This window comes from Pseudomonas sp. IT-P253, from assembly GCF_949768125.1.
Lineage (GTDB): Bacteria > Pseudomonadota > Gammaproteobacteria > Pseudomonadales > Pseudomonadaceae > Aquipseudomonas.
Map to the genome: position 1 here is coordinate 295,726 of NZ_CATKPT010000055.1, position 13,441 is coordinate 309,166.

13 protein-coding genes are annotated in these 13,441 nt (G+C 58.8%); 7 read left to right on the top strand and 6 right to left on the bottom strand.

What is annotated here, in order from left to right:
* Nucleotides 1-63: 63 nt before the first annotated feature.
* The gene (rep, locus tag ACM6IR_RS23790; RefSeq protein ID WP_414909948.1) at nt 64-2,073 is read right to left on the bottom strand and encodes a DNA helicase Rep; all 2,010 of its coding nucleotides are present in this window, start codon (nt 2,071-2,073) and stop codon (nt 64-66) included.
* Nucleotides 2,074-2,338: 265 nt separating this feature from the next.
* Between rep and ACM6IR_RS23795 the strand changes: the two genes are divergently transcribed.
* On the top strand, nt 2,339-4,012 hold the full coding sequence (locus ACM6IR_RS23795) for a putative bifunctional diguanylate cyclase/phosphodiesterase (protein ID WP_414909949.1): 1,674 nt from the start codon (nt 2,339-2,341) through the stop codon (nt 4,010-4,012).
* Between the two features lie 106 nt (nt 4,013-4,118).
* Here the strand turns inward: ACM6IR_RS23795 and ACM6IR_RS23800 are convergent, their stop codons facing one another.
* Nucleotides 4,119-5,516 carry a NorM family multidrug efflux MATE transporter gene (locus ACM6IR_RS23800; RefSeq protein WP_414909950.1) on the bottom strand — a complete coding sequence of 466 codons (1,398 nt, stop codon included), beginning with the start codon at nt 5,514-5,516 and terminating at the stop codon, nt 4,119-4,121.
* 158 nt (nt 5,517-5,674) lie between these two features.
* On the opposite strand from ACM6IR_RS23800, the gene ACM6IR_RS23805 reads away from it, so the two are divergent.
* Entirely contained in the window at nt 5,675-6,595 is a 921-nt protein-coding gene (locus ACM6IR_RS23805) for a LysR substrate-binding domain-containing protein (protein ID WP_414909951.1), read from the top strand.
* A gap of 77 nt (nt 6,596-6,672) precedes the next feature.
* Here ACM6IR_RS23805 and ACM6IR_RS23810 read toward each other — a convergent pair whose 3' ends face one another.
* Together ACM6IR_RS23810 and ACM6IR_RS23815 are read right to left on the bottom strand one after the other, a co-directional pair.
* Complete coding sequence (locus tag ACM6IR_RS23810) at nt 6,673-8,166, bottom strand: YifB family Mg chelatase-like AAA ATPase (RefSeq protein WP_414909952.1); 1,494 nt, start codon at nt 8,164-8,166, stop codon at nt 6,673-6,675.
* 161 nt (nt 8,167-8,327) lie between these two features.
* The gene (locus tag ACM6IR_RS23815; protein ID WP_414909953.1) at nt 8,328-8,513 is read right to left on the bottom strand and encodes a hypothetical protein; all 186 of its coding nucleotides are present in this window, start codon (nt 8,511-8,513) and stop codon (nt 8,328-8,330) included.
* 249 nt (nt 8,514-8,762) lie between these two features.
* Here ACM6IR_RS23815 and ACM6IR_RS23820 point away from each other — a divergent pair, with 249 nt between their 5' ends.
* Together ACM6IR_RS23820 and ACM6IR_RS23825 are read left to right on the top strand one after the other, a co-directional pair.
* Nucleotides 8,763-9,041 carry a type II toxin-antitoxin system RelE/ParE family toxin gene (locus tag ACM6IR_RS23820; protein ID WP_414909954.1) on the top strand — a complete coding sequence of 93 codons (279 nt, stop codon included), beginning with the start codon at nt 8,763-8,765 and terminating at the stop codon, nt 9,039-9,041.
* Between the two features lie 8 nt (nt 9,042-9,049).
* A complete protein-coding gene (locus ACM6IR_RS23825) occupies nt 9,050-9,355 on the top strand; it encodes a HigA family addiction module antitoxin (RefSeq protein WP_121733398.1) in 306 nt (101 codons plus the stop codon).
* Between the two features lie 51 nt (nt 9,356-9,406).
* Here the strand turns inward: ACM6IR_RS23825 and ACM6IR_RS23830 are convergent, their stop codons facing one another.
* Entirely contained in the window at nt 9,407-9,928 is a 522-nt protein-coding gene (locus ACM6IR_RS23830) for a Bro-N domain-containing protein (protein ID WP_414909955.1), read from the bottom strand.
* Nucleotides 9,929-10,313: 385 nt separating this feature from the next.
* Nucleotides 10,314-10,574, bottom strand: a complete 261-nt coding sequence (locus tag ACM6IR_RS23835; RefSeq protein ID WP_414909956.1) for an accessory factor UbiK family protein — start codon at nt 10,572-10,574, stop codon at nt 10,314-10,316.
* A gap of 419 nt (nt 10,575-10,993) precedes the next feature.
* Here ACM6IR_RS23835 and glnK point away from each other — a divergent pair, with 419 nt between their 5' ends.
* The 3 genes from glnK (at nt 10,994) to ACM6IR_RS23850 (ending at nt 13,344) form a co-directional block, all read left to right on the top strand.
* Nucleotides 10,994-11,332: a P-II family nitrogen regulator gene (gene glnK / locus ACM6IR_RS23840; protein ID WP_002555808.1), complete on the top strand. Its 339-nt coding sequence runs from the start codon at nt 10,994-10,996 to the stop codon at nt 11,330-11,332.
* 35 nt (nt 11,333-11,367) lie between these two features.
* Entirely contained in the window at nt 11,368-12,705 is a 1,338-nt protein-coding gene (locus tag ACM6IR_RS23845; protein WP_414909957.1) for an ammonium transporter, read from the top strand.
* A gap of 213 nt (nt 12,706-12,918) precedes the next feature.
* Nucleotides 12,919-13,344 carry a secondary thiamine-phosphate synthase enzyme YjbQ gene (locus tag ACM6IR_RS23850; RefSeq protein ID WP_414909958.1) on the top strand — a complete coding sequence of 142 codons (426 nt, stop codon included), beginning with the start codon at nt 12,919-12,921 and terminating at the stop codon, nt 13,342-13,344.
* Nucleotides 13,345-13,441: the final 97 nt, after the last annotated feature.

A 13,441-nucleotide genomic window follows, 5' to 3' on the forward strand; every position in this document is an offset into this window, starting at 1 on the left:
TTGTGCGCCTAAGCTTGTAAATGCTGTCGGTTTAAAAAGCAGTCGGTTAAAAAATAATCAATTCTAGCGCTTTAACATCGCGCGTATATCCGCCAGTGCGGTATTGCCGCGAACCGCTTTGACTTCAACCGGCGTGTCGTCGTTGCCTTCCCAGGCCAGATCGTCCGGCGGCAGTTCATCGAGGAAGCGGCTTGGCGCGCAGTCGATGATCTCGCCATATTGCTTACGTTTGGCCGCGAAGGTGAAGGCCAGTGTCTGACGCGCTCGGGTAATCCCGACGTAGGCCAGGCGGCGTTCTTCTTCGATGGTGTCGGCTTCGATACTGGAGCGATGGGGAAGGATTTCCTCTTCCATTCCCATGATGAACACGTAAGGGAATTCCAGGCCCTTGGAGGCATGCAAGGTCATCATCTGCACGCCTTCGGCGCCGTCTTCCTCTTCCTGCTGACGCTCCAGCATGTCGCGCAAGACGAGTTTGCCGATGGCGTCTTCGACGGTCATCTCGCCTTCTTCATCTTTCTCCAGGGTGTTTTTCAACGCCTCGATCAGGAACCAGACGTTACCCATGCGGTAGTCGGCGGCCTTGTCGCTGGAGCTGTTGGTGCGTAGCCAGTTCTCGTAGTCGATGTCCATGACCATGCTGCGCAGGGCCGAGATCGGGTCTTCGCCGGCGCACTGCTCGCGCACCTTGTCCATGAAGCGCTTGAAACGCGACAGGCGATCGGTGAAGCGCGTATCCAGATGCTCGCCCAAACCGATTTCGTCGGTGGCGGCGTACATCGAGATTTTGCGTTCGGTGGCGTAATTGCCGAGCTTTTCCAGCGTCGTCGAGCCAATCTCCCGGCGTGGGACGTTGATCACCCGCAAGAAGGCGTTGTCATCGTCCGGGTTCACGATCAGGCGGAAGTAGGCCATCAGGTCTTTCACTTCCTGACGTCCGAAAAAGCTGTTGCCGCCTGAAAGTCGGTAGGGAATCTGATGGTGTTGCAGCTTCAGCTCGATCAGCTTGGCCTGGTAGTTACCGCGATACAGGATGGCGAAATCGCTGTACGGCCGATCCGTGCGCAAGTGCAGGGTCAGCAGCTCCACGGCCACGCGTTCGGCTTCGGCGTCTTCGTTGCGGCAGCGGATCACGCGGATTTCGTCTCCGTGGCCCATCTCGCTCCACAACTGCTTTTCGAATTCGTGCGGGTTGTTCGAGATCAGCACGTTGGCGCAACGCAGGATGCGGCTGGTGGAGCGATAGTTCTGCTCCAGCATGACCACTTTCAGGGACGGATAGTCGTCCTTGAGCAACATCAGGTTTTCCGGGCGGGCCCCGCGCCATGCGTAGATCGACTGGTCGTCATCGCCCACCACGGTGAACTGATTGCGCGTGCCGATCAGCAACTTCACCAGCAAATACTGGCTGGCGTTGGTGTCCTGGTATTCGTCCACCAGCAGGTAACGGACTTTGTTCTGCCACTTTTCGAGGATGTCGGCGTGTTCCTGGAACAGCTTTACCGGCAGCAGGATCAGGTCGTCGAAGTCCACCGCGTTAAATGCCTTGAGCGTGCGCTGGTAATGGGTGTAGACGATGGCGGCAGTCTGTTCCTTGGGGTTGCGCGCGTTTTCCAGGGCTTCGGGCGGCAGGATCAGGTCGTTTTTCCATGAGCCGATCATGTTCTTGATCTCGTCGACGCCGTCGTCGCCCGAGTATTCCTTCTGCATGATGTCGGTCATCAGGGCTTTGACGTCGGCCTCGTCGAAAATCGAGAAGCCCGGTTTGTAGCCCAGCCGTACATGTTCCTTGCGGATGATGTTCAGGCCCAGGTTGTGGAAGGTGCACACGGTCAGGCCGCGGCCTTCGCCGCCCTTGAGCAGGGTGCCGACCCGTTCCTTCATCTCGCGCGCAGCCTTGTTGGTAAAGGTCATGGCGACGATGTACTGGGCGCGAATGCCGCAGTTCTGAATCAAGTGCGCAATCTTGCGGGTGATCACGCTGGTCTTGCCGGAGCCTGCACCGGCGAGCACCAAAAGAGGGCCGCCGACGTAGCTCACGGCTTCTTGCTGCCGGGGATTGAGTCGGGACATACGGAATCAGGGAGTCGTTTGCGAAATGGGCCGGCATTTTAACAGGCTCAGCGAATTGTGCTGCTCTCTCCGACTTGTGACGCAATACGCTATCTATATTTGCCGGTTTTGATACTTTCACGCAGGATGCGCGAGGGATTTGCGTCTAATGTTCGTAATTCCAGATACAAAAGACCACGCCTGATAACTGATGTCATTTGGTCATTGGTTACTGGCGCGGCATAATGCCCGCCGCCTACATCATTGCAGAGTCTAGGGAGCTAGCTTGTCTACGCCTGTCGAACCCTTGCGTTTGCTGCTACTGGCCGAAGAGCCAGCGTGGGCAGCGTTGTTGCGCGAGTGTCTGGCTCCGATGGGGAGCTCGGCCGTGCTTATCAGCGCCCCGAGCTGGGAGTCGGTCAGCACTCTGTTCGATGACAACCGCAGCGCGGTGTTGCTGACGATCCCGGCCCTTCAGCCAGCGCCCGGTCGTTGCAATTTGCCGACGGTATTGCTGCTCGAACAAGAGCCGCTGTCGCCACCCGATGGCGTGAGCGACTGGTTAGTGCGTGATCACCTCGACCCGGGCATGTTGCGCCGTTGCCTGCGCCATGTGCGCGAGCGCGGTGTACTGGAAAACACCTTGCAACGCCTGGCCGAGCAAGACCCGCTCACCGGCATCGCCAACCGCCAGGGTTTCCAGACTCTGCTGGCCGCGCGGCTGGCGGATAATGACGGCCGCGGCCTGGCCCTCGGTCACCTCGACCTCGACAACTTTCGTCATGCCAACGACGCCCTCGGCCATCAGGCAGGGGACCGGCTGATCCTGCAAGTGGTCGCGCGGCTGAAAAGCCAGCTTGAGGCCGGCGATCAACTGGCGCGCCTGGGCAGCGATGAATTTGCCCTGCTGATCGACACCCGCCGTGCCCCTCAGCGCGCCGAGTGGATGGCCGAACGCATCACCGAAGCACTGGCCGAACCCTATTGGGTCGATGGCGAAAGCCTGTTGATCGGTTCAAGCCTTGGCATCGCCCATGCCCGGGCCCAGGCCGGTGCCGACCCGCTGATGTGGCATGCGCACATCGCCATGCAACAGGCCAAGAGCACACAGGGCTGCACCTTTCACATCTTCAACGAACGCATCAATCGCAATGCCCGCAGCATCGCTGACCTCGAAAGCGAGCTGCGCCGGGCCTTGCGCCGTGATGAACTGGAATTGCACTACCAGCCACGGCTGAACCTTGAGGACGGACAGATCGTCGGCCTCGAAGCCTTGGTGCGCTGGCGTCATGCGGAGCGCGGGCTGCTGGCGCCAAGCGAATTTGTGCCGCTGGCCGAGCAAAGCGGTTTGATCGTGCCGCTCGGTTATTGGGTCATTTCCCGGGCGCTGCGGGACATGCAGGCGCTGCGCGAACTGGGCCTGCCCGCGTTGCACATGGCGATCAACCTATCGTTCCGGCAGTTCCAGGACAGCCAGTTACTCTCGACGTTGAGTCGCTTGATTAGCGAGCGCGGCGTCGAAGCGCAATGGCTGGAATTCGAACTGACCGAAACCGCGGTCATGCGCCGCAGCGATCTGGTGAAGCAGACCATGGATGCCCTTGGGCGTCTGGGTGTGCGCTTCTCCCTGGACGACTTTGGCACGGGCTTCTCTTCCTTCGTGCACCTCAACAGCCTGCCGATTGCCTTGCTGAAGGTCGACAAGAGTTTTGTCGGCGGCATGGAAGAGCGCGAAGAAAATCGAAAACTGGTCCACGCCATGATCAACCTGGCGCACAACCTAAACCTGGAAGTGGTCGCCGAGGGCGTGGAAACACCCGAGCAGCTGGATTTGTTGCGCGGGTTTGGTTGCGATCAGGTGCAGGGGTATTTGATCAGCAAGCCGTTGCCGTTGGTGGATCTGGTTGAGTATCTGAGCTTTGGCAGTAGCCAGCAGCCCGCCCGGGAAGTCGTGAGCTAACACGAACCCTTTGTAGGAGCGAGCTTGCTCGCGAAGGTGGGTCAGTCAACATCTCTGTGCCTGACACACACACCTTCGCGAGCAAGCTCGCTCCTACAAGGGGATCTCAGTCAGGCTGAGCCATCTGGAAACCGCTCTGTGCCGACGGCTCTCGCCGAATCATCCGCTTCATTTTCCACTCAAACGCCAGCGTCAGGCTCACCGCCGCGCACGCCAACCCCAGTGCCAACCCCCACCAGACGCCCGTCGGCCCCCAGTTCAAATGGAAGGCCATCCACCAGGCGGCCGGCGCGCCAATCAACCAATAGCAGCCCAGCCCGACCAGAAACGTAGTCTTGGCATCCTTGAGCCCGCGAATGCAGCCCATGGCGATGGTTTGCGTGCCGTCGAACAGCTCGAACCATGCAGCCACTGCCAATAGGCTTACAGCCAGATTGATGACGTCGCGAAACGCCGGGTCGTTTTGATCGAGGAACAAACCGATCAACTGATGCGGCAGCAGCCAAAAAACTATTGCGAAGGCGAGCATCGACGCCGCCCCGAAAGCGATCCCGACCCGTCCGGCCAACCGCGCATCCAGTAGCAGCCCGGCGCCGTAGTGCTGGCCGATGCGCATGGTGATCGCATAGGAAATCCCCGCCGGCACCATGAACGCCACCGAGACGATTTGCAGGGCAATCTGATGGGCGCCCAGTTGCGTGCTGCCCATGGTGCCCATGCACAGCGCGGCGAACGCAAATAGCCCGACTTCCACCGCGTAGGTGCCGCCAATCGGCAGTCCCAGGCGCCACAGCTCCTTCAAATACTGCCGGTTGGGTCGCGACAGCCCCTGGCGCAGCGGATAAGCGTCGTAGGCCGGATGCCGACGGATGTGCCAGGCCAGCGCAAGGGCCATGCAGTTGGCAACAATGGCCGTGACCAGCCCGATGCCCATCAGGCCCATTTTCGGCAGGCCAAACATACCGGTAATCAACGCATAGTTGAGCACGAAGTTGGCCACCGTACCGCCGAGGCTGATGACCATTACCGGCGTTGCCCGGCCGATTGCGCTGGTGAAACCGCGCAGAGCCATGAAGGTCAGGTAACCGGGCAGGGCGAATGGCAGGATCAGCAGAAACTGTCCGGCTGCGTGGACGTTGGTTTCGGTCTGGCCGAACAGCAACAACACGGGTTTAAGGTTCCACAGCAGCAGCCCGGCCACCAGCGCCATCAACCACGCCAGCCACAACCCGGCCTGGGTCAGCCGGGTGGCGCCGACGATGTCGCCGGCACCCTGACGGATCGCCACCAGGGTGCCGACCGCCGCAATGACGCCGATGCAGAAGATCGACACGAACGTATAAGTCGCCGCGCCCAGGCCGCCTCCGGCCAGCGCCTCGGGACTCAGGCGCGCCATCATCAAGGTGTCGGTGAGGACCATCAGCATGTGTGCCAACTGCGAGGCAATCAACGGCCCCGCCAGCCGCAGAATGGCCCAGAGTTCACTACGCGCTGGATGCTGCATGATCATCACGCTCATTTATCAAAGAGGACAGGGAAGCGTCGATTCTCGGCGCTCTGCGGAGTTTGCACAAAGGGATAAAAAGGATGGGTCGCATGATTAAAACTCATCCTGAGGAGTTTCTGATAAGTTGACGGCATTGCGCTGTAGGAGTTTTCCTGATGTCCCGTCGTCTTCCTCCCTTGTATGCCCTTCGAGCCTTCGAAGCGGCGGCGCGTCATAGCTCGTTTACCCGGGCCGCGGAAGAACTGTCGATCACGCAAAGTGCGGTCAGTCGGCACATTCGTACACTCGAAGAGCATTTCGCCTGTCGGCTGTTTCATCGCAGTGGGCGCAACCTGCAACTGACCGAGTCGGCGCGGTTGATCCTGCCGGGCATTCGCGAAGGTTTTACTGCGCTGGAGCGGGCCTGCAATACCTTGCGTGCCGAAGATGACATCCTGCGCATGAAAGCCCCGTCCACCCTGACCATGCGCTGGTTGCTGGCGCGCCTCAGCCGCTTTCGCCACTTGCAGCCGGGCAACGAGGTGCAGTTGACCAGCGCCTGGATGGACGTCGACTCGGTGGACTTCAATCACGAACCTTTCGACTGCGCGGTTATTCTCAGCAACGGAAACTTTCCACCTGACTGGGAGGCCACTTTCCTGTTCCCCGAAGAGCTGATTCCGGTGGGCGCGCCGAATCTCCTGAAGGATCAGCCATGGGACGTCGCCCGACTGTGCTCCGCCGAATTGTTGCACCCGACACCGGATCGGCGCGACTGGCGCAATTGGCTGGAGCGCATGGGTCTGGCGGATCAGGTGTCACTCAAGGGCGGGCAGGTGTTTGACACCCTGGAGTTAGGCATGATTGCCGCCGCACGGGGTTATGGGGTGTCGATGGGTGATTTGCTGATGGTGGCCGAGGATGTGGCCCAGGGACGTCTGAGCTTGCCGTGGCCGACCGCCGTCGCCAGTGGTGAGAATTATTACCTCGTCTGGCCGAAAACACGCCCGGGAGGCGAACGTTTGCGCCGTCTCAGCGATTTCCTGCAAAGCGAGGTCCGGGCCATGGAGTTGCCGGCCGTCGAGCACTTGAGCTGAATCGATAGGTTCTATAGTCACCGTCGATCCAATGTGAGCGAGCCTGCTCGCGAAGGGGGACGACTCGATTCCGGCACTCATTGAGTCGCCGGCCGATACTGCAGCGCCTCCGCCAGATGCTCACGGGTAATGCCATCGACCTGCTCAAGGTCCGCCAGGGTCCGCGCAACCTTCAGCAGGCGGTGGGCGGACCTTAGCGACAGGTTCAACCGTTCACACGCTGTCTCCAGCCAGGTTTCGTCGACTGTGGATAACTTGCAATGCTTGCGCAGGCCCGGCAGATCAAGGAAGGCGTTGGCACAGCCTTGGCGTTTGTGTTGCCGCTCCCTGGCGTCGGCAACCAGAGCGGCGGCGGTGGCGGTGTTGTCGCCGGGGTTGACCGCCGGATTGAGGGCCGTGGCTTCGCGGGCAACGGTCAGGTGCAGGTCGACTCGATCGAGCAACGGGCCGGAAAGTTTGTTGCGGTAGCGTTGAACCATGTCCGGGGTGCAGGAGCAACGACCACTCGGGTCGCCAAGGTATCCACAGGGGCAGGGATTCATCGCAGCAACCAGTTGAAACCGGGCCGGGAAACGGACGCGATCCTTGGCGCGGGATATCACAATATGACCGGACTCCATTGGCTCTCTTAATACCTCCAGAACCCTGCGATCGAATTCTGGAAGCTCATCGAGAAACAGCACGCCATGATGGGCGAGGGTGATTTCGCCAGGCTGGGGTTTCGAGCCGCCACCCACCAGTGCCGGCCCCGACGCCGAGTGATGCGGTTGTCTGAAGGGCCGCTGTGGCCAGTGACTCAAGGGAACGCAACTGACCACCGACTTGATTGCTGCAACCTCCAGCGCTTCGCTTTCGGCCAGTGGCGGTAAAAGGCCGGGAAGTCGACTCGCCAGCAGGGTTTTTCCGGTTCCCGGAGGTCCGCTGAACAGCAGGTTATGAGCGCCCGCTGCCGCAATCAGCAAGGCCCGTTTCGCCGAGAGTTGCCCCTGCACTTCATTCAAATCGGGGTAGGGCATGCTGGCATGCATCAAGCCATCTGACACATAAGGCTCGATGGGTGTGTGGCCATTGAAATGTGCAACCGCTTCCAGCAGATGATCCACCGCAATGACCTTCAAGCCCGATGCCAGACAAGCTTCCTCGGCATTCGCCCGAGGCACCATCAACGAACGCCCGGCCTTGCGCGCTGCCAGGGCGGCCGGCAAAACGCCCCTCACGGCACGTACCGCGCCCGAAAGCGCCAACTCTCCCAGGCATTCAATATCATCCAGCGTCAACGTCGGCACCTGCACGCTGGCCGACAGAATCCCCAAGGCAATCGCCAAATCGAACCGCCCGCCATCCTTCGGCAAATCGGCGGGAGCGAGATTCAAGGTGATGCGCCGCGCCGGAAACTGCAGCCCCGAATTAATGATCGCACTACGCACCCGGTCCTTGCTTTCCTTCACCGCTGCTTCAGGCAGACCGACCATCGTCAGCGACGGCAATCCGTTGGCCAGATGGACTTCGACGGTAACGGCGGGCGCATCCACGCCAATTTGGGCGCGGCTGTGGACGATGGAGAGGGACATGGTCGTTCCTTGAGCTTTACGGGGTCCGCTTCCTGCGGGTTTTTGAAGGGTAGTTGGGAGGTGATGATTTGGAGTGGCAGCGGAGGCGCCAAACTTTCACAGGATGTTGCGAGCTTTGTTGCGTTGCTTTGGATGCGAAAAAAAACCGCCACTCGGGCGGTTTATTCGGGGAGCTTGGTCAGGCTCGTGCCTGCAAGCAAGCCATCAGGTTCGAGCTCCTTGCCATACATTGCTGCTACTTTAAAAAAACGATGTTGACTGGCTGAAACCCTTCCGGCCAAACGGAGCGCCTCGGCATGATACTCGGCGATGAGTAACAGTTTTGCTTGCCGTTTTTTGGGTTTCACAGTGACCTGCCTTTGATTGATGGATTTGTTGTTAGGCCAGTCAACTTAAGCGCCGAAGACGGTTTTGATGCAATCGGAATTGACGCATATTTTTGTAGGATCATGCCTAGTTTTGGTCGCCTTCTGAAGGGCGTTAGTAGTCCTCTTCCTAAAATTTTGAAAGACACGCAAATACTCAAAGCCGCGCGTTTGCATTCGTGAGCTCGCCTTATACACTCAATATTAATGCATAACGTTAAGCTTTAAATTATGATCGTTAGCTTTAAGTGTTCTGAGACCGAGTTTCTGTTTCGCAACGGTAAGACCCGTATGTGGTCAGCCATTCTGAGTGTCGTGGAACGAAAGCTGACGATGCTTGATGGGGCTGCCGTGCTGATGGACCTTCGATCACCACCAGGCAATCGATTGGAGGCGCTGGAAGGCAATCGAAAGGGTCAGCACAGCATTCGCGTCAACGCTCAATGGCGAATTTGCTTTGTTTGGGGTCTCAATGGGCCAGAGAATGTCGAAATCGTCGATTATCACTGAGGTGAGTAATGACTAAGAATGGTATGCGCCCGGTTCACCCTGGCGAAATCCTCAAAGAGGAATACCTGGAGCCTCTGAACCTCACGGCTGCCGCTCTGGCTAGAGCGTTGAGCGTGTCGACACCTACGGTGAATGACATCGTGCTCCAGCGTCGTGGCGTCAGTGCTGATATGGCTCTAAGGCTATCTATCTGTCTGGACACGACCCCGGAATTTTGGCTGAACCTGCAATCGACCTACGATTTGCGTAAGGCCGAGATTGAGCGAGGGGCTGCGATTCGGGATCAGGTCGAGCGGCTTGCGCACTGCGCCTGATTGCTGTTTTGGATTTACTGAACCCCACGCCAAAAGCGTGGGGTTTTTTATTCAGAATGCGTGAAGCATCTTCGCGGCCTTTTCCCACCAAGGCGAATTGATAGCAGGCCTTGGAGTCTCCTGATCAGGCAATAGTTGCGGAACATTCTGCAACCGAATCCAAGGCTGGTTGTTCCAGTGCAGCAAGCTCAGTGACATTTCCGGCCAGTTGAGCAGACTCAGTATCGGGCGCTCGGGTGACGTCGGTTGTTGCGCGTCTCTAAGGGCTGGGACGACTTCGTGAGTCAGCCATTCGCGCAAGGCTCGGTATTCGGGGCAGTAGTGGTAGACCAGTAGGGCGTAGACGCCGGATTCGCTGATTAGCAGGGTGTTTTCGATGTTGCCGTGGATGAGCATTCGTGCGGTTTGGCGTTGGTCGGGGTCGAGTTTTCGGACGGCGCGTTCGTCGAGGTAAAGGCGCAAGAGGCGACCAAGGTCGCGGGCGCTGAACCACGGTTGGTTTTCCAGGAGGAGGGCGTGGAGGTGGAGTTTGTGGCGGGTGAAGACGTGAGGAGTCAGATAGTTTTCGTCCATCGAGCAGTTCTCGGGATCAAATGAAGAAAACTGCCTCTGATCGTCGCCAAACGAAAAGGGTGGCAGCCATGCGCGGGTTGGCGAACCGGTGACGCCCGAGAACCGGCAGACCCGAAGGTCTCCCACGCATAGCCGCCATAATTCGAGATGGGAATAAATTCCTCGGCCGAATGTGGTCGCGGTGCTTCGGGGGCTTCCGGGTCGCCAAACCCAGAGCTGATTATTCAGCTGGGGATGAGCATAGAAACCAGAGGCATTACGGCGCAATCGGACGGCGGTGGTTTTCTTGTAGGACGTTGCCGGGATTTTTGCGAGGTTTTAGATCAAAAGATCGCAGCCTGCGGCAGCTCCTACAGGGGATTGGATTTCACACTGGGGCGGTGTGTTACTCGGCAGGCGGATTCAGCCTCGTTTCCAGCTCCGCCACCTTCGCCTCAAGACTCTCCAACCGTGCGCGAGTCCGCGCCAGTACGACCATCTGGCTATCGAATTCTTCCCGGCTCACCAGGTCCAGTTTGCTGAAGGCGCTCTGCAGCAACGCCTTGAACTGGCTTTCGATTTCGCTTTTCGGCAGTGGGGTTTCGCCGCTGAAGAGGCGGGAGGCGGTGCCACTCAGAGCGTCGAGGAAGTCTTTGGGTGCGAGCATGGGAAATGTCCTGGAAACAATGGCGGGCAGTGTATCACGCAGTGTCTATAGTCATTCCCGCAGGCCTCAGGTGCACGCTTTTCGCGCATGGGGACGGACGGTAACGCACCGTTGTTGTGCGTAACGCGACGAGTGTTGTCGCGAAGTGGTAGGCATCGGCGTCCAAAGGCTTGAAAACAGAGAGTTTTGTGGAGATGGCAAGCTTTCTGCTTAGTCCTTGGTGACCCATGCACGAATGCAGTCGCTGTGACGGATGCAGTGCGCCAAGCGAAACGGGGGAAGAGTTTCGTGCGGAGTGGTTAGCAGGCGTCGGACGGGCAGGTAAGGCCGACGATGCGTTACAAAGCCAGGCACTGCGCTTAGACTTGAGACGGGTTTGTTTTCCTGGGGCAAGTCCACCAATTCGGGAGAGAGTTTTCATGAAGCTAGTCACTGCCATCATCAAGCCGTTCAAACTGGACGACGTACGCGAGTCGCTGTCCGAGATCGGCGTGCAGGGCATTACCGTTACTGAAGTCAAAGGCTTCGGTCGGCAGAAGGGTCACACCGAGCTGTATCGCGGCGCGGAATACGTGGTCGATTTCCTGCCTAAGGTGAAGATCGATGTCGCCATTGACGACAAGGATCTTGACCGGGTTATCGAGGCGATAACCAAGGCAGCCAATACCGGCAAGATCGGTGACGGCAAGATCTTCGTGGTCAATCTGGAACAGGCGATTCGCATCCGTACCGGCGAAACCGATACCGACGCAATCTAAGCCGCCACAAACCCAACGCCCCAGGAGAAAACAATATGACTCTGCGTAAATTCGCAGGGCTTGGAGCCCTGTTGTCCATCGTAATGCCCGGCCTGGCCATGGCGGCAGATCCGGTGGCGCCTCCAGTCCTCAATTCAGGCGATACCGCCTGGATGTTGATCTCGACGGCCCTCGTGCTGTTCATGACCATTCCCGGCCTCGCGCTGTTCTACGGCGGTATGGTTCGCTCCAAAAACGTTCTTTCCGTGATGATGCAGTGCTTCGCCATTACCGGCCTGGTCACCGTCCTGTGGTTCATTTATGGCTACAGCATGGCGTTTGACACCACGGGGATGGAACTCAACGTCGTCAACCTCAACTCCTTTGTCGGCAGCTTCGCCAAGGCCTTCCTCGCCGGCATCACGCCTGCCAGTATTACCGGGCCTGCGGCGCTGTTCCCTGAGGCGGTGTTCGTCACCTATCAGATGACCTTTGCGATCATCACCCCGGCCCTGATCGTCGGTGCGTTCGCTGAGCGGATGAAGTTCTCCGCGATGCTGGTGTTCACGGGCCTCTGGCTGACGCTGGTTTACTCCCCTATCGCGCATATGGTCTGGAGCGGTCCGGGTTCGCTGTTGGGCGACTGGGGCGTGCTCGACTTCGCGGGCGGCACCGTGGTGCACATCAACGCCGGTGTGGCCGGTCTGATTGCTGCGCTGGTATTGGGCAAGCGCAAAGGCTTCCCAACCACTCCGATGGCACCGCACAACCTCGGTTATACCCTGATGGGGGCCGCGATGTTGTGGGTCGGCTGGTTCGGCTTCAACGCCGGTTCCGCCGCTGCAGCCAACGGCACTGCCGGTATGGCGATGCTGGTCACCCAGATCGCAACCGCTGCGGCTGCACTGGGCTGGATGTTCGCCGAGTGGATGACTCACGGCAAACCAAGCGCACTGGGTATTGCTTCGGGTGTGGTCGCCGGTCTGGTAGCAATCACTCCGGCCGCTGGCACCGTAGGCCCGATGGGCGCTCTGGTGATCGGTCTGGCAGCGGGTGTGGTGTGCTTCTTCTGCGCCACCACGCTGAAGCGCAAACTCGGCTATGACGACTCCCTGGACGCCTTCGGCGTACACGGCATCGGCGGTATTCTCGGCGCGATCCTGACCGGTGTGTTTGCTGCACCGTCCCTGGGGGGCTTCGGCACCGTTACCGACATCGCCGCACAAGTCTGGATTCAGTGCAAAGGCGTGGGCTTCACGGTGATCTACACCGCAATCGTCACCTTCGTCATTCTCAAGGTCCTGGACGTTGTCATGGGCCTGCGTATCACGGAAGAAGAAGAGGCTGTCGGCATCGACCTGGCACTTCATAACGAACGCGGCTACAACATGTAAGACGCGCATAAAAAACTTGCCCGGCTTGCCGGGCATTTTTTTGTCCGGAATTTGTCATTGAAGAAGTAGCTGAAAGGTTTTTTCTTACAGCTTTGGCCGCGTTTACAGCGGGCATTTTTCTGCGGCCAATGGCTTACGTGATGGAAGGAATATTAGGGCCTTTGTTTTTTCCCAGAGCGCGCTAGAATGCGCCCCGAACGTGCGGAGAACTGTATGTGGCAACAGACTCTGATTACCTTGCGGGCGAGGCCCCGGGGCTTTCATCTGGTAACGGACGAGTTACTCGCCGGCCTGCCTGAACTCAAGGCGTGTCGGGTCGGTCTGTTGCATTTGTGGCTGCAGCATACCTCGGCGTCGTTGACCATCAACGAGAACGCCGATCCGGCGGTACGTCGCGACTTCGAACGATTTTTCAATCGTCTGATCCCACAAGGAGCGGACGGCTATGAGCATAACGACGAAGGCCTGGACGACCTCCCGGCGCACTTCAAGGCCAGCGTGCTTGGCTGTCAGCTCAGTTTGCCGATTTCGGCGGGCCGGTTGGCGCTAGGGACCTGGCAAGGTGTTTATCTGGGCGAGCACCGTGATTCTGGTGGTGCTCGTAAAGTCCTCGCCACCGTGCACGGTGAAGAGGCATAAGCCGTTGGTCACCAATGGCGGTTGAATTTTTTCCGGCGGCCGTCGACAGACGGCGAAGCTGGGCTATAACTAATCTGCTTTTCGCAAGTCATGAGGT

Coding starts and splice junctions, on each gene's coding strand:
- ACM6IR_RS23810 (WP_414909952.1), bottom strand. CDS start 8,166: ATGTCCCTCTCCATCGTCCACAGCCGCGCCCAAATTGGCGTGGATGCG.
- rep (WP_414909948.1), bottom strand. CDS start 2,073: ATGTCCCGACTCAATCCCCGGCAGCAAGAAGCCGTGAGCTACGTCGGC.
- ACM6IR_RS23850 (WP_414909958.1), top strand. CDS start 12,919: ATGTGGCAACAGACTCTGATTACCTTGCGGGCGAGGCCCCGGGGCTTT.
- glnK (WP_002555808.1), top strand. CDS start 10,994: ATGAAGCTAGTCACTGCCATCATCAAGCCGTTCAAACTGGACGACGTA.
- ACM6IR_RS23805 (WP_414909951.1), top strand. CDS start 5,675: ATGTCCCGTCGTCTTCCTCCCTTGTATGCCCTTCGAGCCTTCGAAGCG.
- ACM6IR_RS23830 (WP_414909955.1), bottom strand. CDS start 9,928: ATGGACGAAAACTATCTGACTCCTCACGTCTTCACCCGCCACAAACTC.
- ACM6IR_RS23800 (WP_414909950.1), bottom strand. CDS start 5,516: ATGCAGCATCCAGCGCGTAGTGAACTCTGGGCCATTCTGCGGCTGGCG.
- ACM6IR_RS23825 (WP_121733398.1), top strand. CDS start 9,050: ATGACTAAGAATGGTATGCGCCCGGTTCACCCTGGCGAAATCCTCAAA.
- ACM6IR_RS23845 (WP_414909957.1), top strand. CDS start 11,368: ATGACTCTGCGTAAATTCGCAGGGCTTGGAGCCCTGTTGTCCATCGTA.
- ACM6IR_RS23820 (WP_414909954.1), top strand. CDS start 8,763: ATGATCGTTAGCTTTAAGTGTTCTGAGACCGAGTTTCTGTTTCGCAAC.
- ACM6IR_RS23835 (WP_414909956.1), bottom strand. CDS start 10,574: ATGCTCGCACCCAAAGACTTCCTCGACGCTCTGAGTGGCACCGCCTCC.